Genomic DNA, 24,021 nt, shown 5'->3' with positions numbered 1-24,021 from the left:
GCGGCAATCTGTCAGCCGGCCTGTCTGCACCCTTGACCGCCATTGGCTCCTTCTTTAGATTTAGAATAATTCTAAATTATGGAGATTAGTTATGTTGGCGCGATTTTTCAGATCACCGAAACGGTCTTTCGAGTCGCTGTCCGAGCAGGAGATTCTCGCCCTCGCAATCGCCTCCGAGGAAGACGATGCCCGCATCTATCTTGCCTATGCCGACAGGCTGCGGAACGAATTCCCGGCCTCGGCAAAGGTTTTCGAAGATATGGCCGAGGTCGAGGATACCCATCGCAAATCCCTGATCGAGATCCATCGCCAGCGTTTCGGCGAGCGCATCCCGCTGATCCGGCGCGAACATGTGCAGGGCTTCTACGAACGCAAGCCCGACTGGCTCAGGGCAAGCCTTTCGCTCGATGCGATACGGCAGGAGACCGAGGCAATGGAGGAGCAGGCCTACCGCTTCTATGTCGAGGCGGCAAAGCGGACCTCGGACGCCTCGACGCGCGAGCTTCTCGGTGATCTGGCGCTGGCCGAGCAGGGACATGAAGATATTGCCCGCATGCTGGGCGACAAACATACGCCCGAAGACGTCAAGCGCGATGAGGACGAGGCGGCCCACCGGCAATTCGTGCTGACCTATGTGCAGCCGGGCCTTGCCGGGCTGATGGACGGCTCGGTCTCGACGCTGGCGCCGATCTTTGCCGCCGCCTTTGCCACCCAGGACACCTGGCAGACCCTCCTCGTCGGCCTTTCCGCATCCGTCGGTGCCGGCATCTCGATGGGCTTCACCGAGGCCGCCCATGACGACGGCAAGATCTCCGGCAGGGGGTCGCCGGTCAAGCGCGGCCTTGCCTGCGGCATCATGACGACGCTCGGCGGCCTCGGCCACGCGCTGCCCTATCTGATCCCGCATTTCTGGACGGCGACGATCACCGCCGGCGTCATCGTTTTCTTCGAACTCTGGGCAATCGCCTTCATCCAGAACCGCTACATGGAAACGCCGTTCCTGCGCGCCGCCTTCCAGGTGGTGCTCGGCGGCAGCTTGGTGCTCGGTGCGGGGATTTTGATCGGGAATGGGTGAGCTGCGGTCGGGCAGAGCCCGAGCAATCGATCGAGTGAATCGATTGCAGCAGCGAACGCCCGGAGCCATGCGGAGGGCCGGCTTGACCTTCGTGAGGACCATTTCGTTGTGCTGCGACCCCAATTGATTGAGGAAACCGGTGCGTCCAGCCGATCTCCCCACCTGTGGGGGAGATGCCCGGCAGGGCAGAGGGGGCTCTTTCTGCGCATAAACTGACTTGGGAGGAGAGGCGAAGCTAGCCCCAAAAGCAAAAGGCCGGCTTTCGCCGGCCTTTTCCCCGCATCCCCCTAAGAATGTCAGCGCAGTGCGCCGACCAGAACGTCGCGGCCGTTCTCGATGGTGACCCAGCGGCCGGCATTGTAGCTCGACTGCCGCTTGACGAAGGAATAAGGCGTTCCGAACCACGGCTTGACGTCGACGGCGAGGTTGTCGAGCACAAAGTCGCCCTCGGCGCTGCGCAGCGTCAGGACGGCATGGCCCTCACCGTCAGGCTTGCGCACGACGGTCATCAGCAGATCGGCGGCCGGAATGCCGCGCTGGATCAGGATGCGGCGCTTCAGGAGCGCGAAATCCTCGCAGTCGCCGGCAGTCGTTGGGTAGGCCCAGACTTCATCCTTGCCGTAGATTTCCTTGTCGGTCATCGGTGTGATCGTGCGGTTGACCGTGGCGTTGATCGAACGGACGAGCGACCACTTGGCCGGGGTCATCTCGACAGGGCCCGCATTGCGGTTTGCGCCGCATTCACTGCTGTGGGTCTGACAGAAATCGTAATGGCCGATCGGCTGCGAAGTGGCGTTGCCTGTTACCATGGAAGCATTTCTGCTTGGAGCTGGGATGGCGGCTGTCGCCATCGCAAACACGGCCATCATGGCCACAAAGATACCTTTGATCCGCACGCCCGCTCTTTCCTCGATCGCCCCTTAATTATTAACAAACTGTTAATGGAGAGGGCCGAGAAGAGTCAATCGTTACTTCTCGGGAGGACCTTGCGACCCGTCGACATGGTTAAAATGCAACATGACGCGGGCTTGGCTCAGCAGCTCATTGCCCGGCCATGGCGGTGCGGATGACGCCTTTGACGGCGCTCAGAATAAGGGCGATATCGCCTGGGCGGGACAGGCGATGGTCGCCATCACGGATGAAGGTCAGCACCACGTCGTCGGCAGGAAGGTGCTCGACAAGCCTCATCGCATGCGCATGCGGCACGTCGGGATCCTTCATGCCCTGGAGGATATGCACCGGGCAGCCCGTCTCGATCATGCCGTCGAGCACGCGGTTCTTACGGCCGTCCTCGATCAGTGCCAGCGTATAGATGTTCGGTTCCGGACTGTATTGCGAGCGCTCCTCGAAATAGCCGCGCTCGGCCAGCGACTTGCGCTCCTTGGCCTTCAGGTTCGGCTCGATCAGTTCGGAAGTGAAATCGGGCGCCGGCGCGATCAGCACCATTCCTTCGAGTTTTGGGCCTTCGAGCTTCGGGCCGTCCAGTCGCGCGAGCTCCTGCGCCAGCCTGAGCGCAATCCAGCCTCCCATCGAGGAGCCGACGAGAATGACCCGCTCGGGCGCGACGTGGCGGATGACGGTCAGCGCCTCCTCCACCCAGCGTGAGATCGTGCCGTCGCGGAAGCTGCCGCCGGAAAGCCCGTGGCCGGAATAGTCGAGGCGGATACAGGCGGTACCGAGTTCGCCCGCCAGTCCGTCGAGCTCCAACGCTTTGGTGCCGCTCATGTCGGAACGGTAGCCGGACAACCAAACGAGCGTCGGAGCATTATTTGCGGCATGCGCCGGGCGCACCAGCATGGCGATCTCACGCGCCGCTTCGCCTTCGCCGACCGTCAGGAACTGCGGCTGGAGATTGGGCATCTGATCGGACATCGGCAAAACTCCTATTGTTTTGGCCTATAAAACAGATTCTTGGCAGGCTGACAGCACGTGATTTTTCCGCTAAAGGATGATATTGACTCCGTTGCAGCGATAACGAGATACGTTTGTGCACCCTGATCGGGAGCGCGCGGCTGCAACGTTCCGAAACAACGCGAGGAGAATACGACCATTCGCAGACCTTTTAAGACCGATGCGCCCGTGAAGGACGGCCCGCGCTCGAACCGTGAAATCCGCATTCCCAAAGTTCAGCTGATCGCGGCTGACGGACAGAATATGGGCATCGTGCCCACCGACCAGGCCTTGAGAATGGCAGAAGAAGCCGGCCTCGATCTCGTCGAAATTTCTCCCAATGCCGAACCGCCGGTGTGCAAGATCCTCGATCTGGGCAAGCTGAAATATGCCAACCAGAAGAAGGCTGCCGAGGCGCGCAAGAAGCAGAAGATCGTCGAAGTCAAAGAAATCAAGATGCGCCCGAATATCGACACCCATGATTATGAGGTGAAGATGAAGGCGATGGGCCGCTTCTTCGACGAGGGCGACAAGGTCAAGGTGACGCTGAAGTTCCGCGGCCGTGAAATGGCCCACCAGGAACTCGGCATGAAGCTTCTGCAGCAGGTCAAGGCCGATACGACCGAGATCGCCAAGGTCGAAGCCGAGCCCAAGCTCGAAGGCCGCCAGATGATGATGGTGCTGGCGCCGAAGTAAGCGCCAGATACTTTTTCGCCCAAGGCCGTCCGCAAGGGCGGCTTTTGTGCTTTCGGCCATCCCGCCTCCGGGTTGGCGAAGATTCCTCCGCGGCCCCGTTGCACTTTCACCACGCTGCGGTTATAAGCGCGCGTCCGAACTGACCGGCAGGGCATGCCGTGGCAGTTTCGAATGCTTGCGGAACGGTTCGTCGCCGAAGCCGCAGATCAACAACAAACGCTCCCGCACCTTGTTGCGACGGCCGGAGAACCGGACTTCGCGAGAGGGCTTTTTTGATGAAGCGCGCAGGGAGGACAGAAGGAGTAGCAAAATGCCCAAGATGAAGACGAAGTCCTCTGCCAAGAAGCGGTTCAAGATCACCGCCACGGGCAAGGTCAAGGCTGCCGCTGCCGGCAAGCGCCATGGCATGATCAAGCGTACCAACAAGTTCATTCGCGATGCACGCGGCACCATGGTTCTCGCAGAACCGGATGGCCGCAAGGTTATCAAGAATTACCTGCCGAACGGTCTCTGAGACTCGTCCGCGAACGCTAGATTTAAGGAGATCATGATATGGCACGCGTAAAAAGAGGCGTCACCGCCCACGCCAAGCACAAGAAGGTTCTGAAGGCCGCCAAGGGCTTTTATGGCCGCCGTAAGAACACCATCCGCGCCGCCAAGGCCGCTGTCGACCGGTCGAAGCAGTACGCCTACCGCGACCGCAAGGTCAACAAGCGCAACTTCCGTGCGCTCTGGATCCAGCGCATCAACGCTGCCGTCCGCGAATTCGGCCTGACCTACGGCCGCTTCATCGACGGTCTGAACAAGGCCGGCATCGAAGTCGACCGCAAGGTTCTCTCCGACATGGCGATCCACGAGCCGGAAGCATTCGGCGCGCTCGTCAATGCTGCCAAGAAGGCCCTTGAGTACCTCAAGGAAACCGGTACGGCCAACGAGTTTGAAGGCGCGGTTCGTTAACCAGCGCTTCCCAGGCTCTATGCTTATCGAATTTTGGGAAACCCGCGCTGGTTTGGGCTAGCGCGGGTTTTTCTTTCTTTATATCCCTTGCGCCGGTCGGCGCCGCCTGCCTCCCGATCCCCGCCTGATACTGGACGGAAAGAAGTGACAATGTCAGATATCGACCAGCTCAACTCATCGCTGCTCGCGGAAATCGCCGCCGCCAATGACGAGGCCGCCCTGGAAGCCGTGCGCGTGTCTGCGCTGGGCAAGAAGGGCTCGGTCTCGGAACTCCTGAAGACGCTCGGCGCGATGACGCCGGAGGAGCGCCAGACCAAGGGCGCTGCGATCAACGCCCTGAAGAATGCCGTGACGGACGCCATCGCCGAACGCAAGTCGGTGCTGAAAATGGCGGCGGTCAATGCGCGGCTGAAGGCCGAGACGGTCGATGTCAGCCTGCCGGTGCGCTCCTCGCCGGCTGAGCGCGGCCGCATCCACCCGATCAGCCAGATCGTCGACGAGATCACCGCAATCTTCGCAGATATGGGCTTCTCGATTGCCGAAGGCCCCGATATCGAGACCGATTACTACAATTTCACCGCTCTCAATTTCCCCGAAGGCCATCCGGCCCGCGAGATGCACGACACCTTCTTCTTCAATCCGGACAAGAATGGCGAGCGCAAGGTGCTGCGCACCCATACCTCGCCGGTGCAGGTGCGCACCATGGAGGCGCAAAAGCCGCCGATCCGCATCATCATCCCCGGCAAGACTTATCGGCAGGACTCGGACGCCACCCATTCGCCTATGTTCCATCAGGTCGAGGGCCTGGTGATCGACAAGAAGGCCAATGTCGCCAATATCCGCTGGGTGCTCGAGGAGTTCTGCAAGACCTTCTTCGAGGTCGACAGCGTGACGATGCGCTTCCGCCCGTCCTTCTTTCCCTTCACCGAGCCCTCTTTCGAGGTCGATATCCAGTGCGACCGCTCCGGCCCGATCGTCAAGTTCGGCGAAGGCACCGACTGGATGGAGATTCTCGGCTGCGGCATGGTCCATCCGAACGTGCTGCGCTACGGCGGGCTCGATCCGGACGAATATCAGGGTTTTGCCTGGGGCATGGGCCTCGACCGCATCGCCATGCTGAAATACGGCATGCCCGACCTGCGCGACTTCTTCAATGCCGACGTCCGCTGGATGACGCATTACGGCTTCCGCCCGCTCGACATGCCGACGCTGTTCGGCGGCCTCAGCGCTTGAACGGAGATTTGGAACGATGAAATTCACGCTCTCCTGGCTGAAAGAGCATCTGGAAACGGATGCCACGCTCGATGAAATCTGCACCCGCCTGACCGAGATCGGGCTGGAGGTGGAGGATGTCGACGACAAGGCGGCGTTCAAGCCCTTCGTCATCGCCAGAGTTGTTTCGGCGGAAAAACATCCGCAAGCCGATCGCCTGAAGGTGCTGATGGTCGACACCGGCTCCGGTTCACCGGTCCAGGTCGTCTGCGGCGCCCCGAATGCGCGCGCCGGCCTTATCGGCGCCTTCGCAGCACCCGGGACTTATGTTCCCGGTATCGACGTGACGCTTGCCGTCGGCAATATCCGCGGCGTCGAAAGCCGCGGCATGATGTGCTCCGAAAAAGAACTGCAGATCTCCGACAATCACGACGGCATCATCGATCTGCCCGACGATGCGCCGGTGGGTCAAAGCTACGCAGCATATGCGCATCTCGACGACCCGGTCATCGAGATCAACCTGACGCCGAACAGGCCGGACTGCACCTCGATCCACGGCATCGCCCGCGATCTCGCCGCCTCCGGGCTCGGCACGTTGAAGACCCGGACCGCGCCGTCATTTTCCGTGGAAGGCGAGACGCCGATCAAGCTGACGCTCGATCTCGACGATGCCAAGCTCTGCCCCGGCTTTTCGCTCCGCCTCGTGCGCGGCGTCAGGAACGGCCCGAGCCCGCGCTGGATGCAGCAGCGGCTGACCGCCATCGGGCTGCGCCCCATCAATGCGCTGGTCGATATCACCAATTACATGACCTTCGATCAGGGCCGGCCGATGCACGTCTTCGACGCCGCCAAGGTCAAGGGCAACCTCACCGTCCGTCGCGCCAGGGAAGGCGAGACCGTGCTGGCGCTCGACCAGCGCGAATACAAGCTCGGTCCGAACAACGTCGTCATATCAGATGAAGACGGGATCGAATCGATCGGCGGCATCATGGGCGGCGAACACTCCGGCTGCGACGAGAACACCGTCGACGTGCTGATCGAATCGGCCCTCTGGGACCCGATGAACATCGCCAAATCGGGCCGCAGCCTGGGTATTATCACCGATGCGCGCTACCGTTTCGAGCGCGGCGTCGATCCGGAATATATGGTTCCCGGTCTCGAACGCACGACGGAACTGGTGCTCGAACTCTGCGGCGGCACGGCCGCGAGGGCCGAGGTCGTCGGATACAAGCCTCACGAGCCGAAGGTCGTCGATTTCCCCTATTCGGAGGTCAAGCGCCTAACCGGCCTGGAAGTCTCGACGGAGGAAAGCAACTCGATCCTCGCTCGCCTCGGCTTCACGGTTTCCGGCTCCGGCGAACGCGTTTCCGTCTCCGTTCCGTCGTGGCGCCCCGATGTCGACGGCAAGGCCGATCTCGTCGAGGAGGTCATGCGCATCCACGGCGTCGACAAGATCAAGCCGGCGCCGCTCGAAAGCCATGCCGCCGTCAACGGCAGGATCCTGACCACGCTGCAGATCCGCACCCGGGCGGCCAAGCGTGCGCTTGCCTCGCGCGGCATGCTGGAGGCCGTCACCTGGTCCTTCATTCCGGAAGATCAGGCGAAGCTCTTCGGCGGCGGCTCGCCGGCCCTCAAGCTTGCCAATCCGATCGCTGCCGAAATGTCGGATATGCGCCCCTCGCTGCTGCCGGGCCTGCTGACGGCGGCCCAGCGCAATGCCGACAAGGGTTATGGCGACGTGGCGATTTTCGAGGTCTCGGGCACCTATGAGAACGACAGACCGGACGGTCAGCGTCGCGTTGCCGGCGGCATCCGCCGCGGCACCGCCTCGCTCGCCGGAGGGGGCCGCATGTGGTCGAATGCTGTGAAGGGCGGCGGCAAACCGGTCGACGTCTTCGACGCCAAGGCCGATGCGCTCGCCGTCATCGAAGCTTGCGGCTTGCCGATGGGCAATATCCAGATCGAGCAGGGCGGCCCGGAATGGTATCATCCCGGCCGCTCCGGCACGATCAAGATGGGGCCGAAGGTGGTGCTCGGTTACTTCGGTGAATTCCACCCGTTGACGCTGGAAGCGCTCGATGTCTCCGGCGCCCTCTGTGGCTTCGAGGTCTATCTCGACGCGATGGCCGAGCCGAAGAAGAAGGCGACCCGCACCAAGCCGGCGCTGGAACTGTCACCCTTCCAGGCGGTCAAGCGCGACTTCGCCTTCGTCGTCGACAAGACGGTGGAATCGGGCGCCATCATCAAGGCTGCGACCGGGGCAGACCGCAGACTGGTCACCGGCGTCAACGTCTTCGACATCTTCGAAGGTGCGTCTGTCGGCGAAGGCAAGAAATCGGTGGCGATCGAGGTTCAGATCCAGCCGGTCGAGCGCACGTTGACGGATGAAGATTTCGAAGCGCTGACGCAGAAGATCGTGGCGAGCGTCGCGAAATTCACCGGCGGCGTCCTCAGAAGCTGATCCCGCGGTCTCCCGAAAACAAAGAACCGGTCGTTGCGGCGGCCGGTTCTTTCACGTGTGAAGATGGTAGAGCTTGCTGACGATCACCCATCGGCCGTCGATCTTCAGCAATGAGAGATAGTCGGTAAAGCGCATTCCGGCGAAATCGTCGGTGACCTTGACGCTCGCCGCCTCACCCTCGACATCGACGCTTTGTATATCCATGAAGGGCTGCGTGCCGGGCGGCGCCGGTTCCTCCGCCAGGATCGCGGTGATGAATTCGTCCCGGGTCAGCCATTCGACGGCATTCTGGTAATAGCCGATGATCGAGCTTTGCGGGTGAAAGGCCTTCTTCAAGGCTGCCGCATTGCCGAAGGCCATGCCTTCGACATAGAGATGAACCGTCTGTTCGACTGCTTGCCTGTCCGACATGTTTCCATCCCGTTCTCCGAGATGGGGTTAGATAGTTTCGCCGGCGGCGAAGGCAAGCCCGGCCGATTGTATCAGGCCGGGCTTCTTCGATTACAGATTCGTCATCGCAAGCGAGGCGTCCGAATAGCGTTTTCCCGCCACCTGTGCGGCGGGGATCGCTTCGCCGAGCTGCTGGAGCTCTGCTGCGCTCAGCGTGATATCGGCGGCGGCGGCGTTCTGTTCGAGATGGTGAAGCTTGCGGGCGCCGGGGATCGGCACGATGTCGTCGCCCTGGCTGAGCACCCAGGCCAGCGCCAGCTGCGCCGCCGTCACCCCCTTCTCGGCGGCAAGCCGCTCGAGCGCTGCGACGAGGGCGGCGTTGGCCTCAAAATTTTCCGCCTGGAAGCGCGGCACCTGCCGGCGGAAATCGTCGGCGGCGAGATCGTCGGCCTTGCGGATCGCCCCCGTCAGGAAGCCGCGGCCGAGCGGGCTGTAGGGCACGAAGCCGATGCCGAGTTCGCGGCAGGTGGCAAGCACGTCCTCTTCGGGATCGCGGGTCCAGAGCGAATATTCACTCTGCAGCGCTGCGATCGGATGGACCGCTTGCGCCCGGCGGATGGTGGCGCTGCCGGCTTCCGAGAGGCCGAGCGCGCGAACTTTGCCTTCCCTCACCAGCTCGGCCATGACGCCGACAGTCTCCTCGATCGGCACGTTGGGGGTCGACCCGGTGCTGGTAGAGCAGGTCGATGGTCTCGATGCCGAGACGTTTCAGCGAAGCCTCGGCAACCTCTCTGATATGTTCGGGGCGGCTGTCGACGCCGGTGATGGCGGCAGCGCCCGCCTTACTGGTATCGATCTTGAAGCCGAATTTGGTGGCGATCACCACACGATCGCGGAAAGGCTTCAGCGCCTTTCCGAGAAGAACCTCGTTGGTAAACGGGCCGTAGACCTCGGCAGTGTCGAAGAAGGTGACGCCGAGATCGACGGCGCGATGGAGCGTCCGGATCGATTCCGCTTCGTCACTGGCGCCATAGGCAAAGCTCATGCCCATGCAGCCGAGGCCGACGGCGGAGACGGTCAAATCATTTCCGAGTTTACGGGTCTTCATGATGGGGTTCCTTTGCTGAGCTGATTTTGGACCGCTGGAAGCATGATGCCGACACGTGTGAGCGATTTCGGATCACGCTTCCGGAGAAATCGTTGATTGGCGGTACGGACAGACCATAACGGCCACCGATCGATCGGAAAATACATGCAGTTTCAAACAAGCTGTTCTATTGTTTCGATCAATGAACAGGACACAGCTCTCCCAACTCGCCGTTCTTGCCGCCGTTTCGGAGCATCACAGCTTCCGGGCCGCGGCCAGGGAACTCCTCGTCGCGCCGTCAGCGATCAGCCATGCGATCTCAAGTCTCGAGGAAAGCCTGGGCGTCAGGCTTCTGGCGCGCACCACCCGCAGCGTCGCGCCGACCGAAGAAGGGCGCCTGCTTCTCGAGACGCTGCGACCGGCGCTGGAGGAGATCGATATTGCGTTGGAGGCCGTCCGCGACACGCGCGCCAAGCCCGCGGGAAACCTGCGCATTACCGCCCCGCGCTTCGCCTCGGATATCCTGCTTGCTCCGCGCCTCGGCGATTTTCTCAATCTCTATCCCGATATCACCTTGGAGATCGCCAATGAGGACGGCTTCACCGATATCGTCAAGGAAGGTTTCGATGCCGGCCTGAGGCTGGAAGAGAGTTTGGAGGCCGATATGATCGCGGTCAGGTTCTCGCCCAATCTGACGACTGTCATCGCCGCCTCGCGGGACTATTTCGAGCGCCATCCGAAGCCGGAGCATCCGCGTGATCTCGTCAATCATCGATGCATCAAACGACGCTTCACCAACGGCTCCATCTATCGTTGGGAATTCGAAAAGGACGGTGAGGAACTCGTCGTTGCCGTCGACGGGCCGCTGGTTGTCAGCGAGGACCGGCTGGCCCTGCTCGCGGCACTGAACGGCGCCGGCCTTGCCTATCTCTTCGATATGCGGGTGCATGCGGAACTGGCGAGCGGCAGGCTTGTGCGCGTGCTGGAGGATTGGTGCGCGCCCTATCCCGGGCCGTTTCTCTATTATCCGAGCCGGCGGCAGATGCGTCCGGCGCTGCGCGCCTTCATCGATTTTTTCAGATATGTCGAGAAGGATAGGGGCGGCCGCTAGGAGCCGCCCGTTCCTGGATCCGTCAGGCAGCCTTCGCCTTCTGGTTTGCCGCGGTCGTGGCGAGCCGGGAGAGCGTCTTGTCGGTGGCCGTCTCCTCCTGCAGCGTCTGGTCGAGAAGGCTGACGACATCCTTGAGGCCGAGCGTCGCAGCCCAGGTTTTCAGCGTTCCGTAACGGGCGATTTCATAGTGCTCGACGGCCTGGGCTGCCGAGATCAGGCCGGCATCCAGCGCCGGTGTGCCCTTGAACTCCTCCATGATTTCCTCGCCTTCGGCGATAATGCCCTGGATCGCCTCGCAGGTCTTGCCCTGGGCGCGCTTGCCAATCTTCTCGAAGACCTGCTGCAGGCGCTCGACCTGGGCTTCGGTTTCCTCGAGGTGCTTCTGGAAGCCTGCCTTCAGTTCGGAGGACTGAGCGGCGCGCGCCATCTTCGGCAGGGCGCGCAATATCTGCCGCTCGGCGAAATAAATGTCCTTGAGCGTGTCATAGAAGAGATCTTCCAACGTCTTTTCCTTGGCCATTTTCTCGATCCTTGTTTTGGGAAAGGCCGCGAACGCGGCGACACATTAAGAAGCAAGGATCGCGGAAATTGTTCCCGAGCGAATTCGGGTGGACTGGAAATCGGCTCCGGGCAATCATCCCGCCTTTGACGCCGGGAGAAAAATGATGCGGAAGCCGGGTTCGATGAAAGGTCTGGAGGATCTTGGCCGGGTGCGGCTATCGCGGAATTTCTTCTTCCGCGATTTCCTGCATTCCGAAATCGCCGATTTCTATCGCATCCCCAACATTCCCGAGGATCCCGATCTGGCAATCGAGGCGGGGAGGCGGCTTTGCGAGGATCTGCTGGAGCCGCTGGAGGCAACGTTCGGGCGCCTGCACATCCGCTCCGGCTATCGCTCGCCTGATGTCAACAGGTTCGGCAACGAGAACAAGCTGAACTGCTCGACCAATGCCGCCACTGCAGCCCATCACATCTGGGATATCAGGGATTTCGACGGCTGCATGGGCGCCGCCGTCTGCATCGCCGTGCCGTGGATGATCGACCGCTATCGCGATGAAAGCGATTGGCAGCGGCTCGCCTGGTGGATCCACGACCACCTGCCTTATGCATCGCTCTGTTTCTTCCCCAAGCTCTGGGCCTTCAATATCCAGTGGCACGAACAGCCGAAGCGGATCATCCAGAGTTATGTCAGCCCGCGCGGCATCCTCACCAAGCCAGGCATGGCGAACTGGGAGGGCGATCACGGCGCTTTCTACGAGGGATTTCCCGCGCTCAGAAGCTGATGCGATAGCGGATGTGGCCGTCGCTCTCGACATAGCTGTCATAGAGGGCCCGGGCCGTCTTGTTGTTTTCGTTCGTATGCCAATAAAGCCGCGACCAGCCATTCGCCTTCCCGAGCGCCACGAGATCGTTCATCAGCGCCCGGCCGACGCCCTTGCCGCGCGCATCGGGATCGACGAACAGGTCTTCGAGATAGCAGTCCCTGCCGCGGATCCAAGTGCCCTCATGGGTGAGATAGAGCGCAAAACCGATGATCCTGCCGTCGATGTCGGCGACCCGCATCGCGATCGCCGAGGCGGGATCGAAGACCCGCCGCCATGTCTGGTCGGTGATATCGGCCTCGACAGTCACGTCATAAAAGTCGAGATAGGCCGCCCAGAGTTCGCGCCAGCGGGTTTCGTCCTCAGGGCGGGCATCGCGTATCGTCACCGTCATGGCTCGGTTCCTTCAGTGCCGGCTTCGTCGAGCAGCGCCATCGCCTCATCGGAGAGGGACAGTGTCGCCGCTCTCGCCAGGCTTTCGAGTTGCGACAGGCTGGTAGCGCTGGCGATCGGCGCCGTCACGCCTTTCTTGCGCAAGAGCCAGGCAAGCGAGATTTCCGCAGGCTTGGCGCCCGTCTCGGCAGACACCTTGTCGAGTGCCGCAAGGATGCGCAGACCCCTTTCGTCTAAATATTTGGAGACGCGGCCCTCGCGTGCCCGGCCCTGCGTATCGGTCTTGCTGCGATATTTACCGGTGAGAAAGCCGGCGGCCAAGCTGAAGTAGGTGATGACGCCGATATCCTTGTTGACGCAAAGTTCAGCGAGCGATCCCTCGAAGCTTGCGCGCTCATAGAGATTATATTCTGGCTGCAGCACGTCGTAGCGTGGCAACCCAGCCTTTTCGGCCGCATCGAGGGAGGCCTTCAAAAGGCCCGCATCATAGTTCGAGCAGCCGATGGCGCGAATTTTTCCTTGCTGTTTCAGCTTGGCAAAAGCGCCGAGCGTTTCCTCGTGCGGCGTATCGGCATCCGGCCAGTGCGAGAGATAGAGATCGATGTAGTCTGTCTGCAGCCGGCTGAGCGACGCTTCGACCGCTTTCAGAATATAGCTCTCCTTCAGCGTCTTTCCGTGACCCATGTCCGAACCGACCTTGGTGATGATGACGGCTTTGTCGCGCGAAACCCCTGATTGCTTCAGCCAGCGCCCGATGATCTCCTCGGAATCGCCGCCCTTGTTGGCCGGAACCCAGGAGGAATAGACATCCGCCGTATCGATCGCGTTCAGGCCCGCATCGAAAAAGGCGTCGAGAATGGCAAAGGATGTTTTTTCATCGGCCGTCCAGCCGAAGACATTGCCGCCGATGACGATCGGCGCGACCGAAAGCCCTGTTTTTCCAAGCCGGCGCATTTCCATGACGCTCTCCAAAATCGTTAACTGAGTGAAATCGCGGATGCGGCAGAACGCCGCCCCGGAGCATGATGCCGAAAAGTGTATGCGGTTTTCGGACGACATCATGCTCTAACGATCTGAGCTAAACTAGCGCGATGCCGGCATCCGGGAAACCAAACTTCCGTGATTTCATGTCGCACCATTGCGCCGCAGCTGAGCCCTGAATATGGTTCGCGGACATCAGTCTGGGAGGCTTGGACATGCTGCGTTTCGGTATCATTTCGACGGCGAAGATCGGGCGCGACAACGTCGTGCCTGCCATTCAGGACGCGGAAAATTGTGTCGTCACGGCGATTGCGAGCCGCGATCTCGGGCGTGCAAGGGAGATGGCTGACCGCTTTTCCGTGCCGCACGCCTTCGGCTCCTATGAGGAGATGCTGGCTTCTGACGTCATCGACGCCGTCTATATCCCGCTGCCGACCTCGCAGCATATCGAATGGTCGATCAAGGCAGCCGATGCCGGCAAGCATGTGCTCTGCGAAAAGCCCTTGGCGCTGAAGGCCGACGATATCGACGCGGTGATCGCCGCTCGCGACCGCAATAAGGTGGTGGTCACGGAAGCCTATATGGTCACCTATTCGCCGGTCTGGCAGAAGGTGCGTTCACTGATCGATGAGGGCGCGATCGGTTCGCTCCGGCATGTGCAGGGCGCCTTCACCTATTTCAACCGCGATCCCGCCAACATGCGCAACGTTCCCGAGCTCGGCGGCGGCGGGCTTCCCGATATCGGCGTCTATCCCGTCATGAGCACGCGATTTTCGACCGGCAAGGAACCGCTCCGGATCCAGGCGATCACCGAGCGCGATCCGGATTTCGGCACCGATATCTATTCGAGCGTCAAGGCCGACTTCGACGATTTCGAGTTGAGCTTCTATGTCTCGACGCAGATGGCCAACCGCCAGATCATGGTCTTTCACGGCACCGACGGTTACATCGAGGTCAAGTCGCCCTTCAACGCCAATCGCTGGGGGCCGGAGGAGATCGAACTGGCCGATCGCAGCCACAATGAATCGCGCATCTTCCGCTTCCAGGACAATCGACAGTACAGGCGCGAGGTCGAGGCTTTCTCTCGGGCGGTAAAAAGCGGCAAGGAAGAGATCGTCACGCTCGAAAATTCGAAGCTGAACCAGAAAGTGATCGATGCGATCTATCGCGCCAGCGAGAAGGACGGCTGGGAGGCGGTCTGATGATCACGCGCGGAAGACGAAGCGCGAATAGCCGAAGAAGCTGAAGACCATCGCGGCGACACTGGCAACCACCATCGCCGCAAGCGGCTGAAGCCCGGGCAGCGAAAGCAGCAGCGCGGAATAAAGCCCGTAATTGACGAGCGCCGCCGTGACGCCGACCGAGCCGTAGCGGAAGCCTTCGTCGGCGAGCGAACGGCCGGAGCGATCGAAGGTGAAGTTCCGGTTGAAGGCCCAGGTCGCCGCCATTGCCAGGGCGATCGCGATGAGCCGCGCCCCGAAGGGGCCGAGCGGCGTCAGATCGAGCAGCGCCGACAGCACACCTGCATCGACGAGAAAGCCGATGCCGCCTGCAATCGCGAAACGGATGAGCTTCTTCACGCTGCATCCGCCTTGCCGCGGCCGGCGCGCGGCGCCGGCGCTGGCTGGCGATCAGGCAGCTTGGCTGCGCTTGCCGTTACCAGGCTCATATAGTGGATACGCAGCTGTTCGGCGCGGGCCCGCGCAACCGAATCCAGGATGACGCCGGCGGTAAAGAGCATGAAGGAAATCATCATCAGCGCCATCGACAGCACCCAGGTCGGCATGCGGCTGACGAGGCCCGTCTCGAAATATTCCGCCAGCACCGGCGTCATGAAGCCGAGGCTCGCCAGCATGAAGGCGGCGCTGATTGCACTGAAGAAGGCGAAAGGCCGCGTCTCCTTCATTAGCATCGCGAACATCCAGAGGATCTTGCCGCCATCGCGGAACGTCGAAAGCTTGGAATGCGAGCCTTCCGGCCGGCGGCCATAATCCAGTTCCAGCTCGCTGACCGGCAGTTTCAGCCGGGAGGCGTGGACGGACATTTCGGTTTCGATCTCGAAGCCGCCCGAGACCGCCGGGAAGCTCTTGACGAAGCGGCGCGAGAAGGCGCGGTAGCCGGAAAAGATATCGGTGAAATCAGGGCCGAAGATCGTCCGGTAGAGCAGGTTGAAAAGCCGGTTGCCGAGCGCATGGCCCTGGCGGCCGGCATCGGCATGCACGTCGCGCCTGGTTCCCACAACCATGTCGGCGCGCTCGGTCAGCAGCGTGCGCACCAGTTCCTCGGCGTCACTTGGGGCATAGGTGCCGTCGCCGTCCGCGATGATGTAGATGTCGGCTTCGATGTCGGCGAACATCCGGCGCACGACGTGGCCCTTGCCCTGTCGCCGCTCGCGAACGACATGCGCGCCGGCCAGCATCGCCTGCAGCGCGGTCCCATCGGTGGAATTGTTATCGTAGACGTGGATCGCGGCTTCCGGCAGCGTCGCCCGGAACCCTCGCACGACAGAACCGATCGTCGCCGCCTCGTTGTAGCAGGGAAGCAGGACGGCTATCTCAGGATTACCGCGGCGTAATGGGGCCATGACTCTACTCGTTACACAAAAGCCGTGCCGAGCCTAATCGCCCGGCGTTAATAAGACCCTATGACGCAGGCAAAATCGGTCGCGCCGGCAGCCGGCTTTACACTTTCTTGATCGGCGACGGCTAGGGTCGGCCATCCGGAAACGAACCGCTAACCACGATGAACGCCGTACAGCCGATCACCAACGCATCATCCGCGACCGATATCCCGAGCGGCGGCATCCGCGGCCTGCTGATGCGTCTGTGGCCGACCGTCATCGCCTATAGCGTCATTCTCGCCGCCGTCATCGTCGTCACCAAGCTCTATGGCGCTACCGATTACGTCGGCCCCGACAATGACGATGGCATGCGCCTCGTCGAGGTGCGCGATTTTCTCGCCGGCCAGGGCTGGTTCGACCTGATGCAATATCGTCTCGGCCTCAATGGCGGCACGCTGATGCACTGGTCGCGGTTGATCGACCTGCCGATCGCCTCGCTGATCTGGTTCTTCGGCCTGTTTGTGCCGCGTGAGACGGCCGAGGCGCTGGCGCTCGGCGTCTGGCCCGTATCGCTCATCCTGCCCGCCATGCTCGCCATGGGGGTTGCGGGCCGGCGCATCGGCGGCGTTGCCGGCATGCATATCAGCCTCGGACTGACCGCGCTTGCGATCTACACGGGCAACCGGTTCGCGCCGGGCGCCATCGATCATCACAACGCGCAGCTGGCGCTGGTCGCGACGATGACGGCGATGCTGCTGGATCCGAAGCGCGGCGGCTGGAGCTATGCGGTTGCCGGCATTGCGGCCGCCATCGCCATCGCCATCGGCGCCGAGACGACGCCCTTCGTTGCCGCCGTCTGCCTGACGGTCGCCGTTCTATGGGCATGGGAGGGCAAGGATTTCGCCGTCGCCGCCCAGTCCTTCGGGCTTGCGCTGGCGATTGCAATCAGCATTCTCTTTTTCGCAACGGTCCCGCCGCGGCTCTATTCGATGGTTACCTGCGACAATCTCTCGCTCGGTTTCTACAGCCTTGCGGCGATCGGCGGCGGGCTTCTGCTGTTTTGCGCGGTGTTTGCGAGCGGACTGACCAGGCCGCTGCGCTTTGCGGCGCTGGTCGTCGTCGGCGCCGGCGTCCTCGGTTCGGCTGTCGTGATTGCGCCGCAGTGCCTGAGCGATCCGCTGGCCGGTCTCGATCCCATGCTGGTCGAACTCTGGCTGCGCAATGTCTCCGAGGCGAAGTCGATCTTCGCTTTGGCGCGCAACGAACCTTTCGATATCGGCGCTTTCTATGCGGCCGGTCTTTTCGGCATCGCCGTCTGCACCTTCCGCATCGTTCAGCGCGACCGCGTGCAGATTCACCTTGTTCTGCTGTTTCTGCTTGCAATCAGCTGGGCGATCGCGCTCGTCCAGGTGCGCGGCTCGACCTTCTCGAACCTCATCTCCATCCTGCCGATTGCCCTGCTGATTATCGATATCAGGCGCATCTCCAACAGTGACAGCGAAAATGTCGCCGTCGCCTTCGTCTATGTGATGACGGTGCTGGCAGGCGTCCCCGCCACCTGGGCCGTCGGCGGTGGGCTGATCTCGCTGCAGATGAAGAATGAGGCGCAGGAGGAGGCGTCGGAACCGGCAAAGGAAAAGACCTGTGCATCGAGAGAGGCGCTGGCGCCGCTTGCCGGGCTTCCTGTCGGCCTCGTCTCCGCGCCATCGGAAATGGGTGTCGCAATCCTCCGCTTTACGCAAAACCGGGTTCTCTCGGCCCCCTATCACCGCAATCAGGGCGGCATGCTGACGGAGTTGCATATCGGCATGGCTGAGCCGCGGGAGGCGGAAGCTTTTCTGAAGGGGGCGGGCGTCACGACGCTTGCCTTCTGCCCTGGTGATCCGCAGACGCGTCAGCTCGCCAAACTGAAGCCGGACGGCCTCTATGCGCAGCTCGGCAAGGGAAATATTCCGCCCTATCTGGAGCCGCTCCCAAAAGCGGCGGACGCGGCCGTGCAGTTCTTTCGTTATCGGGCGGCGACGAATTGACGCCGGCGATCATCATGACGGCAAATCGTTAGAGCCTTTCCTGGTTAGATTGAAGCATTCTGCCGGAGCAGGTTTTCGTCGGGGCAGAGGCGATTGGCGACGGGCATACCCCAAGGTATGTCCGAGCCGATCGCCTCTGATCCTGGCGGAAAGATGCCCGGCCCTTCGGGTTGGCTGAAACGGGCCGGCTGATCGACCGGCCGGCTTGGCCGTAGAGCTGGGCTACGACGCGCGCCGGCCGGTCGACCATCCGACTCCGTTTGAGCCAACAGAATGCTTCAATCTAACCAGGAAAGGCTCTAATGGGAAACACGCGGCGCGCGAAAGCGTGCATGGGCGTAGAGCCCGAGCACGTAAAGGATCAGGCCGCCATTGTAGCCGAGAATGGCATAGAGTAGCGCCAAAAGCGACACCGGCCCGGGCGAGGTTATCGCCGCCAGCGCAAATGTGATGCCGATCAGCGCGGCGATCAATGCGATCGCTGCGGCCGAGCGCATTTGCGCGGCGCTGATGCCCAATGCTGCTGCTGTGAGAATTATCATTTCAGCACCTTCCCGAAGAGAACGAGGGGAAGCATAGGAAGCGCCAGCTAACAAAGATTTACCGGTCATACCGGCCGAAAAGCCTTTGCTTTGCGGTGGTTAGCAATCCCTTTCGACTGAAACGCATAGTCTAACTATACGTTCCCGTGCGAAACAGATTTACTCGATTTTGTTGCGTTTTTTTCGCGCTCAACGCACGCCTGTAGGAGAGACGGAGATAAGCGCCCGCCCTACGGAGCCTCTTGACCGTCCGCTCGCCTGCCGGGGAAACCGGCCCCAGCCACGATCGCGACCTTCCTGTTTGCCGCCGATCGACATAGAAAGAAGGGATGAGCAACCTCTTCGACAGCGATTCGCCGACCAACCTTGCCGAATATTCGGTTTCGGAGCTTTCCGGCTCGATCAAGCGCACCGTCGAGACGGCCTTCGACCAGGTTCGCGTGCGTGGCGAAATCTCAGGCTATCGTGGGCCGCACTCCTCGGGCCATGCCTATTTCGCGCTGAAGGACGATCGCGCCCGCATCGATGCCGTCATCTGGAAGACCACCTTTTCGCGGCTGAAATTCCGTCCGGAAGAGGGCATGGAAGTGATCGCCACCGGTAAGGTCACCACCTTTCCGGGCTCCTCCAAATATCAGATCGTCATCGAGACGCTGGAGCCGGCCGGCGCCGGCGCGCTGATGGCGCTGATCGAAGAGCGCAAACGCAAGCTCGGCGCCGAGGGCCTGTTCGATGCCGCCCGCAAGAAGCGGCTGCCCTTCATGCCCAAGGTGATCGGTGTCGTCACCTCGCCGACCGGCGCCGTGATCCGCGATATTCTGCACCGCATCTCCGATCGTTTTCCCGTGCATGTCCTCGTCTGGCCGGTCAAAGTCCAGGGGGAGGGGGCCGGCGAAGAGGTGGCGAACGCCATTCGTGGCTTCAATGCGCTGGAGCCGGGAGATGCGATTGCCCGTCCCGACGTGCTGATCGTCGCGCGTGGCGGCGGCAGCCTGGAAGATCTCTGGAGCTTCAACGATGAGATCGTCGTGCGCGCCGCGGCCGAAAGCCGGATTCCGCTGATCTCGGCGGTCGGTCACGAGACCGACTGGACGCTGATCGACTATGCCGCCGATATCCGCGCCCCGACGCCGACCGGGGCTGCGGAAATGGCGGTGCCTGTCAGGGCGGAGCTCGAGGCGCAGCTTGCGGCTCTTGCCGCCCGCCTGCAGGGCTGCATGAACCGGCAGATGGATCAGCGCCGCCAGTCCGTCCGTGCCCTGATGCGGGCATTGCCGTCGCTCGATCAGCTTCTCGCTTTGCCGCGCCGTCGCTTCGACGAGGCAGCCGCCGGGCTTGGCCGCGGACTGGCGCTCAACACCATCAACAAGCGGCGCGGTTTCGAGCGTGTCGCCTCGCATCTGCGCCCCGACGTGCTTTCCAACCGCATCGCCGAACGCCGCCAGACGCTGAACGAGCGCATGGCGCGGGCCGAACGCACCGTGGAGCGGCTGCTCGACCGCTCCAAATCGCGCATCGATCGCGCCGAAGCCATCCTCGCCTCACTGCCGGCGCGGTTGAAGACACAGACCGCTCGCGGCCGTGAGCGCCTGGGCAATTTGACCCGCCATGCCGATACGGCAATCCGCCATCAGCTGACGCGCGCCCGCGCCGAGCTTTCCGCGCAGGATCGGGTGCTGCAGTCGCTCTCCTATAAGAATGTGCTGAAGCGCGGCTATGCCGTCATCCGCGATGAGGATGACAGGCCGGTCTCGCAGGCCGCGACTCTCTCCGCCGGCACAGGCATCGCCATCGAATTCGCCGATGGCCGCGTCGGCGCGATGACCACGGAAGGCGGCGCTCCGCCTGCCGGCGCCAAGAAGCGCAGCGCCAAACTCGCAGAGCCGCCGAAGCAGGGAAGCCTGTTCTGACGATGCGAATCCTCCTGGTGCTTGCCCATCCGCTGCCGGAAAGTTTTGCCGCCTCGGTGGCGCGCACGGCTCGCGACGCCTTGGAAGCCTCCGGCCATGTCGTCGACCTGCTCGATCTCAACGCCGAGGACTTCGATCCGCGCCTGTCCGAGGCGGAACGCCGCGCTTATTTCGATGTGCCTTACGATACCACGGCGGTCGCCGATATCGTCGCCCGGCTGCGGTCGGCCGATGGTCTCGTCCTTGTCTTTCCGCAATGGTGGTTCAATTTCCCGGCCATCCTGAAGGGTTTCTTCGATCGCATCTTTGCGCCGGGTGTGGCCTTCACGCACGATGCCGCCGGCGGCCGCATCGTGCCTCAGCTCACTAATATCAGGCTGCTTTATGCGCTGACGACGACGGGCTCGTCCTGGTGGCTGGTGCATCTCTACATGGGCAATCCCGTTCGCCGCCTGCTGAAGCGCGGTATCGCCAAATTCTGCTCCAGGAAAGTCGTCTTTCGCATGCTGAGTCTGCACGACATGGATCGCGCGACCGAGGCCAGGCGCAAGGCGCATCTGGAGCGCGTCCGCAAGGCACTTTCCGCCGTTTGATTATTCGAAATCCGACAGGAATTTCTTGAGCAGCCGGTCGAACTCGGCCTTGTCCTCGGCTGTCAGATTGCGGGTCAAGCGCTGCTGGTTGGCGACATGGGCGCCGACCGCCTCTTCGACGGTCGCAAGCCCCTTTTCGGTCAGCGCGATCAGCACGCTGCGCCTGTCGTCCGGATTGAGGATGCGCTCGACGAAGCCGGCTTTCTCCAGCTGGTCGATTCGATTGGTCATAGTGCCGGAACTGACCATCGTCATCTTCAGAAGCTCGCCGGGCGAGAGCCGGTGAGGAGCGCCGGAGCGGCGAAGCGTGGCCAGCACATCGAAGGCTGAGGTCGAAAGCCCGTGCTGCATGAGCACGGTTTCCACTTCACGGCTGAGATGGGTGCCGAGACGCTTCAGGCGCCCGAGAATGCCCATCGGTTCGACATCGAGGTCCGGCCGCTCGCGTCGCCATTGCGCCAGGATCCTGTCGACATGATCTTGCTTCTCTTCACTCATGCCACATCGATATCAGCAAGTATCTTGACGTCAAGATAAATTGCGCTATCTTGAATTTTATCTTGGCGTAGAGATTCTTGATATGAAGACAAATTCGCGATATCTCGCCGATGTGCTGATCACCGCCATCGCTCCGGCCATCTGGGGCAGCACCTATTTCGTCACCACATTCTTCCTGCCGCATGGCTATCCGCTGACTGTTGCCATGCTGCGCGCCCTCCCCGCAGGCCTGCTTCTGCTTCTCATCGTCCGCAAGCTGCCGACGGGGGTGTGGTGGGGCCGCGCCTTCATTCTTGGCGCCCTCAACTTCTCGTTCTTCTGGGCGATGCTCTTCGTCTCGGCCTACCGTTTGCCGGGTGGCGTGGCCGCCACGGTCGGCGCCGTGCAGCCGCTGATCGTCATCGCCTTGTCGCGCCTTTTTCTCGGCAAGCCGATCCGCTTCCTCGCAGTCATCGCCGGCCTGATCGGCATGTCAGGCGTGGCGCTGTTGGTGCTGACGCCGAATGCGGCGCTCGATCCGGTCGGCATTGCCGCCGGTCTCGCCGGGGCGGTGTCCATGGCCTTCGGCACGGTCTTGAGCCGCCACTGGCAGCCGCCCGTTTCAAGCCTGACCTTCACTTCATGGCAATTGACCGCTGGCGGCATCCTGCTCGTGCCCGTTGCCTTCCTGTTGGAGCCGGCGCTTCCCGTGCCGACGCCAGCCAATATTCTTGGGATCGCCTATCTCGGCCTGATCGGCGCCGCCTTCACCTATCTGCTTTGGTTTCGCGGCTTATCGCGCATCGAGCCGTCGGCCGCGGCATCGCTCGGCTTCCTCAGTCCCGTTGTCGCGACCCTGCTCGGCTGGCTGGCGCTCGGCCAAAGCCTGACGCCAACCCAGCTTGCCGGGTTTGCCATGGTATTGATCAGCGTTTGGCTCAGTCAGCGGAGCCTGATGCCGAAGGCGGGTGTCGTTACGCCCACTCGCCCTGCCGCATCACCGCAACCCGCGATCCGTCAGGCTTGACGCCGTCGATATCGACCTTGTCGGAGCCGATCATCCAGTCGATATGGATGAGGCTGGAATTGCCGCCCTGCGCCTTGATCTGCTCCTGGCTCAATGTCGCGCCATCGAGGAAGCACTTGGAATAGCACTGGCCGAGTGCGATGTGGCAGGAGGCGTTTTCGTCGAACAGCGTGTTGTAGAACAGGATGCCGCTCGCCGAGATCGGCGAGGAATGCGGCACGAGCGCCACTTCGCCGAGGCGGCGCGCGCCTTCGTCGGTATCGAGCACCTTGTTCAGCACTTCTTCGCCGCGTGACGCCTTGGCCTCGACGATGCGCCCGCCCTCGAAGCGCACCTGGATATTGTCGATCAGCGTGCCCTGGTGTGAAAGCGGCTTGGTGCTCGAAACATGGCCTTCGACGCGCAGCGCATGCGGCGTGGTGAAGACCTCCTCGGTCGGGATATTCGGATTGCAGGTAATGCCGTTCTTGGCGGTGGAAGCGCCGCCATGCCATTCGTGCCCGTCGGCGAGACCGACGGTCAGGTCGGTGCCCGGCCCCTTGAAATGCAGCGAGGCGAAGCGCTCGCCGTTCAGCCAGGCGGAGCGCTTGGCGAGATTGGCATTGTGTTCGGCCCAGGCAGCGATGGGATCGTCCAAATCGACGCGCGAGGCGGCAAAGATCGCTTTGGCGAGCTTGGCGATCGCGATTGTTTCAGGATCGTCAGGGAAGACCACCTTGGCCCATGACGGATTGGGATAGGAAACGATGTTCCAATTGATGTCGAAATTGGCGATCTTCTCCAGCGCCGGCTTGTAGGCGGTGGAGTTGGCGCGATTGGCGCGGCCGACCTTGCCGGCGTCCTGCTCGGAGAGCAGCAAAGGATTGTCGCCGGCAACCGCAAGACGGGCCGCACCATTGGCATAGGCCTTGGCCATGCCCTCATAAAGCCAGTCGGAGGCGCGGTCGAAACTCTCGTCGCTGCCGTACTGATAGCGCGAAAGCGTGGTTTCCTCGTCGGAATAAAAGGTGCTCACCAGCCCGGCGCCGGCCTGATAGGCGTGCTTGGTGATGAGGCGCACGAGCGGCAGCGCCACGACCGGCGCGGTGATCACCAGATCCTGGCCCTTCTGCAGCTGAAGGCCGACCTTGACGGCAACTTCCGCAAGCTTCTCCAGCTTGGCGGGATCAACGGTGTTCTGGGTCTGGGGCATGAAATTCATGGTGCAACCTGCCTCTTGTCGTCGACGGTGGGTGGCTGGAAGACTTAGACCCGTTTGCGGCGAAATTGAAGCGTGCCACATCCGAATTGATGGCGGCCGGGTGCTT

24 protein-coding genes and 1 pseudogene are annotated in these 24,021 nt (G+C 62.0%); 13 read left to right on the top strand and 12 right to left on the bottom strand.

What is annotated here, in order from left to right; translation table 11 throughout:
• Positions 1–91: 91 nt before the first annotated feature.
• Positions 92–1,075 carry an iron exporter MbfA gene (mbfA, locus tag EFR00_RS22615; protein ID WP_077991301.1) on the top strand — a complete coding sequence of 328 codons (984 nt, stop codon included), beginning with the start codon at positions 92–94 and terminating at the stop codon, positions 1,073–1,075.
• A 296-nt stretch (positions 1,076–1,371) separates the two neighbouring features.
• On the opposite strand, the gene EFR00_RS22610 is transcribed toward mbfA, so the two are convergent.
• Positions 1,372–1,971, bottom strand: a complete 600-nt coding sequence (locus EFR00_RS22610) for a transglutaminase-like cysteine peptidase (protein ID WP_077991299.1) — start codon at positions 1,969–1,971, stop codon at positions 1,372–1,374.
• A 145-nt stretch (positions 1,972–2,116) separates the two neighbouring features.
• Positions 2,117–2,947 carry an alpha/beta hydrolase gene (locus tag EFR00_RS22605; RefSeq protein WP_077991297.1) on the bottom strand — a complete coding sequence of 277 codons (831 nt, stop codon included), beginning with the start codon at positions 2,945–2,947 and terminating at the stop codon, positions 2,117–2,119.
• A 177-nt stretch (positions 2,948–3,124) separates the two neighbouring features.
• Here EFR00_RS22605 and infC point away from each other — a divergent pair, with 177 nt between their 5' ends.
• The 5 genes from infC (at position 3,125) to pheT (ending at position 8,291) form a co-directional block, all read left to right on the top strand.
• Positions 3,125–3,661 (top strand): translation initiation factor IF-3, encoded by a 537-nt coding sequence (gene infC / locus EFR00_RS22600; protein ID WP_077991295.1) that lies wholly within the window; start codon positions 3,125–3,127, stop codon positions 3,659–3,661.
• Between the two features lie 310 nt (positions 3,662–3,971).
• On the top strand, positions 3,972–4,175 hold the full coding sequence (gene rpmI, locus EFR00_RS22590; RefSeq protein ID WP_003570998.1) for a 50S ribosomal protein L35: 204 nt from the start codon (positions 3,972–3,974) through the stop codon (positions 4,173–4,175).
• Positions 4,176–4,213: 38 nt separating this feature from the next.
• Entirely contained in the window at positions 4,214–4,618 is a 405-nt protein-coding gene (gene rplT, locus EFR00_RS22585) for a 50S ribosomal protein L20 (RefSeq protein ID WP_004673860.1), read from the top strand.
• 150 nt (positions 4,619–4,768) lie between these two features.
• Positions 4,769–5,851 carry a phenylalanine--tRNA ligase subunit alpha gene (gene pheS / locus EFR00_RS22580; protein ID WP_077991293.1) on the top strand — a complete coding sequence of 361 codons (1,083 nt, stop codon included), beginning with the start codon at positions 4,769–4,771 and terminating at the stop codon, positions 5,849–5,851.
• Positions 5,852–5,867: 16 nt separating this feature from the next.
• On the top strand, positions 5,868–8,291 hold the full coding sequence (pheT, locus tag EFR00_RS22575) for a phenylalanine--tRNA ligase subunit beta (RefSeq protein ID WP_077991290.1): 2,424 nt from the start codon (positions 5,868–5,870) through the stop codon (positions 8,289–8,291).
• A 51-nt stretch (positions 8,292–8,342) separates the two neighbouring features.
• On the opposite strand, the gene EFR00_RS22570 is transcribed toward pheT, so the two are convergent.
• Both EFR00_RS22570 and EFR00_RS22565 read right to left on the bottom strand, forming a co-directional pair.
• Positions 8,343–8,702 (bottom strand): nuclear transport factor 2 family protein, encoded by a 360-nt coding sequence (locus EFR00_RS22570; protein ID WP_010043541.1) that lies wholly within the window; start codon positions 8,700–8,702, stop codon positions 8,343–8,345.
• 90 nt (positions 8,703–8,792) lie between these two features.
• Positions 8,793–9,789: pseudogene (locus EFR00_RS22565) on the bottom strand (aldo/keto reductase).
• 181 nt (positions 9,790–9,970) lie between these two features.
• On the opposite strand from EFR00_RS22565, the gene EFR00_RS22560 reads away from it, so the two are divergent.
• Positions 9,971–10,879, top strand: a complete 909-nt coding sequence (locus EFR00_RS22560) for a LysR family transcriptional regulator (RefSeq protein WP_077991319.1) — start codon at positions 9,971–9,973, stop codon at positions 10,877–10,879.
• Positions 10,880–10,901: 22 nt separating this feature from the next.
• Here the strand turns inward: EFR00_RS22560 and EFR00_RS22555 are convergent, their stop codons facing one another.
• Positions 10,902–11,399, bottom strand: a complete 498-nt coding sequence (locus EFR00_RS22555) for a YciE/YciF ferroxidase family protein (protein WP_009995079.1) — start codon at positions 11,397–11,399, stop codon at positions 10,902–10,904.
• Between the two features lie 145 nt (positions 11,400–11,544).
• On the opposite strand from EFR00_RS22555, the gene EFR00_RS22550 reads away from it, so the two are divergent.
• A complete protein-coding gene (locus EFR00_RS22550) occupies positions 11,545–12,162 on the top strand; it encodes a hypothetical protein (protein ID WP_038686288.1) in 618 nt (205 codons plus the stop codon).
• Here EFR00_RS22550 and EFR00_RS22545 read toward each other — a convergent pair.
• Together EFR00_RS22545 and EFR00_RS22540 are read right to left on the bottom strand one after the other, a co-directional pair.
• Positions 12,152–12,595 (bottom strand): GNAT family N-acetyltransferase, encoded by a 444-nt coding sequence (locus EFR00_RS22545; RefSeq protein WP_009995078.1) that lies wholly within the window; start codon positions 12,593–12,595, stop codon positions 12,152–12,154. The two genes, EFR00_RS22550 and EFR00_RS22545, sit on opposite strands and share 11 nt — an antisense overlap.
• On the bottom strand, positions 12,592–13,554 hold the full coding sequence (locus tag EFR00_RS22540) for an aldo/keto reductase (protein WP_077991288.1): 963 nt from the start codon (positions 13,552–13,554) through the stop codon (positions 12,592–12,594). Before EFR00_RS22540 ends, EFR00_RS22545 begins: the two co-directional genes overlap by 4 nt.
• A gap of 236 nt (positions 13,555–13,790) precedes the next feature.
• On the opposite strand from EFR00_RS22540, the gene EFR00_RS22535 reads away from it, so the two are divergent.
• The gene (locus tag EFR00_RS22535; protein ID WP_077991286.1) at positions 13,791–14,777 is read left to right on the top strand and encodes a Gfo/Idh/MocA family protein; all 987 of its coding nucleotides are present in this window, start codon (positions 13,791–13,793) and stop codon (positions 14,775–14,777) included.
• 3 nt (positions 14,778–14,780) lie between these two features.
• Here the strand turns inward: EFR00_RS22535 and EFR00_RS22530 are convergent, their stop codons facing one another.
• Both EFR00_RS22530 and EFR00_RS22525 read right to left on the bottom strand, forming a co-directional pair.
• The gene (locus EFR00_RS22530; protein WP_038686295.1) at positions 14,781–15,155 is read right to left on the bottom strand and encodes a GtrA family protein; all 375 of its coding nucleotides are present in this window, start codon (positions 15,153–15,155) and stop codon (positions 14,781–14,783) included.
• On the bottom strand, positions 15,152–16,159 hold the full coding sequence (locus EFR00_RS22525) for a glycosyltransferase (protein WP_077991285.1): 1,008 nt from the start codon (positions 16,157–16,159) through the stop codon (positions 15,152–15,154). The genes EFR00_RS22530 and EFR00_RS22525 overlap by 4 nt, the downstream gene beginning before the upstream one ends.
• Before the next feature lie 158 nt (positions 16,160–16,317).
• Between EFR00_RS22525 and EFR00_RS22520 the strand changes: the two genes are divergently transcribed.
• A complete protein-coding gene (locus tag EFR00_RS22520) occupies positions 16,318–18,165 on the top strand; it encodes a hypothetical protein (protein ID WP_077991284.1) in 1,848 nt (615 codons plus the stop codon).
• A gap of 299 nt (positions 18,166–18,464) precedes the next feature.
• Here the strand turns inward: EFR00_RS22520 and EFR00_RS22505 are convergent, their stop codons facing one another.
• Entirely contained in the window at positions 18,465–18,707 is a 243-nt protein-coding gene (locus EFR00_RS22505; protein WP_038686303.1) for a hypothetical protein, read from the bottom strand.
• A gap of 329 nt (positions 18,708–19,036) precedes the next feature.
• On the opposite strand from EFR00_RS22505, the gene xseA reads away from it, so the two are divergent.
• The gene (gene xseA, locus EFR00_RS22500) at positions 19,037–20,617 is read left to right on the top strand and encodes an exodeoxyribonuclease VII large subunit (protein WP_077991283.1); all 1,581 of its coding nucleotides are present in this window, start codon (positions 19,037–19,039) and stop codon (positions 20,615–20,617) included.
• Positions 20,618–20,619: 2 nt separating this feature from the next.
• Complete coding sequence (locus tag EFR00_RS22495) at positions 20,620–21,210, top strand: NAD(P)H-dependent oxidoreductase (RefSeq protein ID WP_009986998.1); 591 nt, start codon at positions 20,620–20,622, stop codon at positions 21,208–21,210.
• Here the strand turns inward: EFR00_RS22495 and EFR00_RS22490 are convergent, their stop codons facing one another.
• A complete protein-coding gene (locus EFR00_RS22490) occupies positions 21,211–21,708 on the bottom strand; it encodes a MarR family winged helix-turn-helix transcriptional regulator (protein WP_009987000.1) in 498 nt (165 codons plus the stop codon).
• A gap of 82 nt (positions 21,709–21,790) precedes the next feature.
• Between EFR00_RS22490 and EFR00_RS22485 the strand changes: the two genes are divergently transcribed.
• Complete coding sequence (locus EFR00_RS22485) at positions 21,791–22,714, top strand: EamA family transporter (RefSeq protein ID WP_077991318.1); 924 nt, start codon at positions 21,791–21,793, stop codon at positions 22,712–22,714.
• Here the strand turns inward: EFR00_RS22485 and EFR00_RS22480 are convergent.
• Positions 22,662–23,915, bottom strand: a complete 1,254-nt coding sequence (locus EFR00_RS22480; RefSeq protein WP_009995897.1) for an aminopeptidase — start codon at positions 23,913–23,915, stop codon at positions 22,662–22,664. The genes EFR00_RS22485 and EFR00_RS22480 overlap by 53 nt on opposite strands.
• Positions 23,916–24,021 lie beyond the last annotated feature (106 nt).

This window comes from Rhizobium sophoriradicis (assembly GCF_003939025.1).
Lineage (GTDB): Bacteria > Pseudomonadota > Alphaproteobacteria > Rhizobiales > Rhizobiaceae > Rhizobium > Rhizobium sophoriradicis.
Note: the sequence above shows the minus strand (reverse complement) of the source record. Positions and strands in the feature narration are given on the sequence as shown.

Coding starts and splice junctions, on each gene's coding strand:
- EFR00_RS22495 (WP_009986998.1), top strand. CDS start 20,620: ATGCGAATCCTCCTGGTGCTTGCCCATCCGCTGCCGGAAAGTTTTGCC.
- EFR00_RS22490 (WP_009987000.1), bottom strand. CDS start 21,708: ATGAGTGAAGAGAAGCAAGATCATGTCGACAGGATCCTGGCGCAATGG.
- EFR00_RS22540 (WP_077991288.1), bottom strand. CDS start 13,554: ATGGAAATGCGCCGGCTTGGAAAAACAGGGCTTTCGGTCGCGCCGATC.
- EFR00_RS22555 (WP_009995079.1), bottom strand. CDS start 11,399: ATGGCCAAGGAAAAGACGTTGGAAGATCTCTTCTATGACACGCTCAAG.
- EFR00_RS22545 (WP_009995078.1), bottom strand. CDS start 12,595: ATGACGGTGACGATACGCGATGCCCGCCCTGAGGACGAAACCCGCTGG.
- rpmI (WP_003570998.1), top strand. CDS start 3,972: ATGCCCAAGATGAAGACGAAGTCCTCTGCCAAGAAGCGGTTCAAGATC.
- rplT (WP_004673860.1), top strand. CDS start 4,214: ATGGCACGCGTAAAAAGAGGCGTCACCGCCCACGCCAAGCACAAGAAG.
- EFR00_RS22560 (WP_077991319.1), top strand. CDS start 9,971: ATGAACAGGACACAGCTCTCCCAACTCGCCGTTCTTGCCGCCGTTTCG.
- mbfA (WP_077991301.1), top strand. CDS start 92: ATGTTGGCGCGATTTTTCAGATCACCGAAACGGTCTTTCGAGTCGCTG.
- EFR00_RS22520 (WP_077991284.1), top strand. CDS start 16,318: ATGAACGCCGTACAGCCGATCACCAACGCATCATCCGCGACCGATATC.
- EFR00_RS22550 (WP_038686288.1), top strand. CDS start 11,545: ATGCGGAAGCCGGGTTCGATGAAAGGTCTGGAGGATCTTGGCCGGGTG.
- EFR00_RS22485 (WP_077991318.1), top strand. CDS start 21,791: ATGAAGACAAATTCGCGATATCTCGCCGATGTGCTGATCACCGCCATC.
- EFR00_RS22505 (WP_038686303.1), bottom strand. CDS start 18,707: ATGATAATTCTCACAGCAGCAGCATTGGGCATCAGCGCCGCGCAAATG.
- EFR00_RS22570 (WP_010043541.1), bottom strand. CDS start 8,702: ATGTCGGACAGGCAAGCAGTCGAACAGACGGTTCATCTCTATGTCGAA.
- xseA (WP_077991283.1), top strand. CDS start 19,037: ATGAGCAACCTCTTCGACAGCGATTCGCCGACCAACCTTGCCGAATAT.
- pheS (WP_077991293.1), top strand. CDS start 4,769: ATGTCAGATATCGACCAGCTCAACTCATCGCTGCTCGCGGAAATCGCC.
- EFR00_RS22525 (WP_077991285.1), bottom strand. CDS start 16,159: ATGGCCCCATTACGCCGCGGTAATCCTGAGATAGCCGTCCTGCTTCCC.
- EFR00_RS22480 (WP_009995897.1), bottom strand. CDS start 23,915: ATGAATTTCATGCCCCAGACCCAGAACACCGTTGATCCCGCCAAGCTG.
- pheT (WP_077991290.1), top strand. CDS start 5,868: ATGAAATTCACGCTCTCCTGGCTGAAAGAGCATCTGGAAACGGATGCC.
- EFR00_RS22605 (WP_077991297.1), bottom strand. CDS start 2,947: ATGTCCGATCAGATGCCCAATCTCCAGCCGCAGTTCCTGACGGTCGGC.
- EFR00_RS22535 (WP_077991286.1), top strand. CDS start 13,791: ATGCTGCGTTTCGGTATCATTTCGACGGCGAAGATCGGGCGCGACAAC.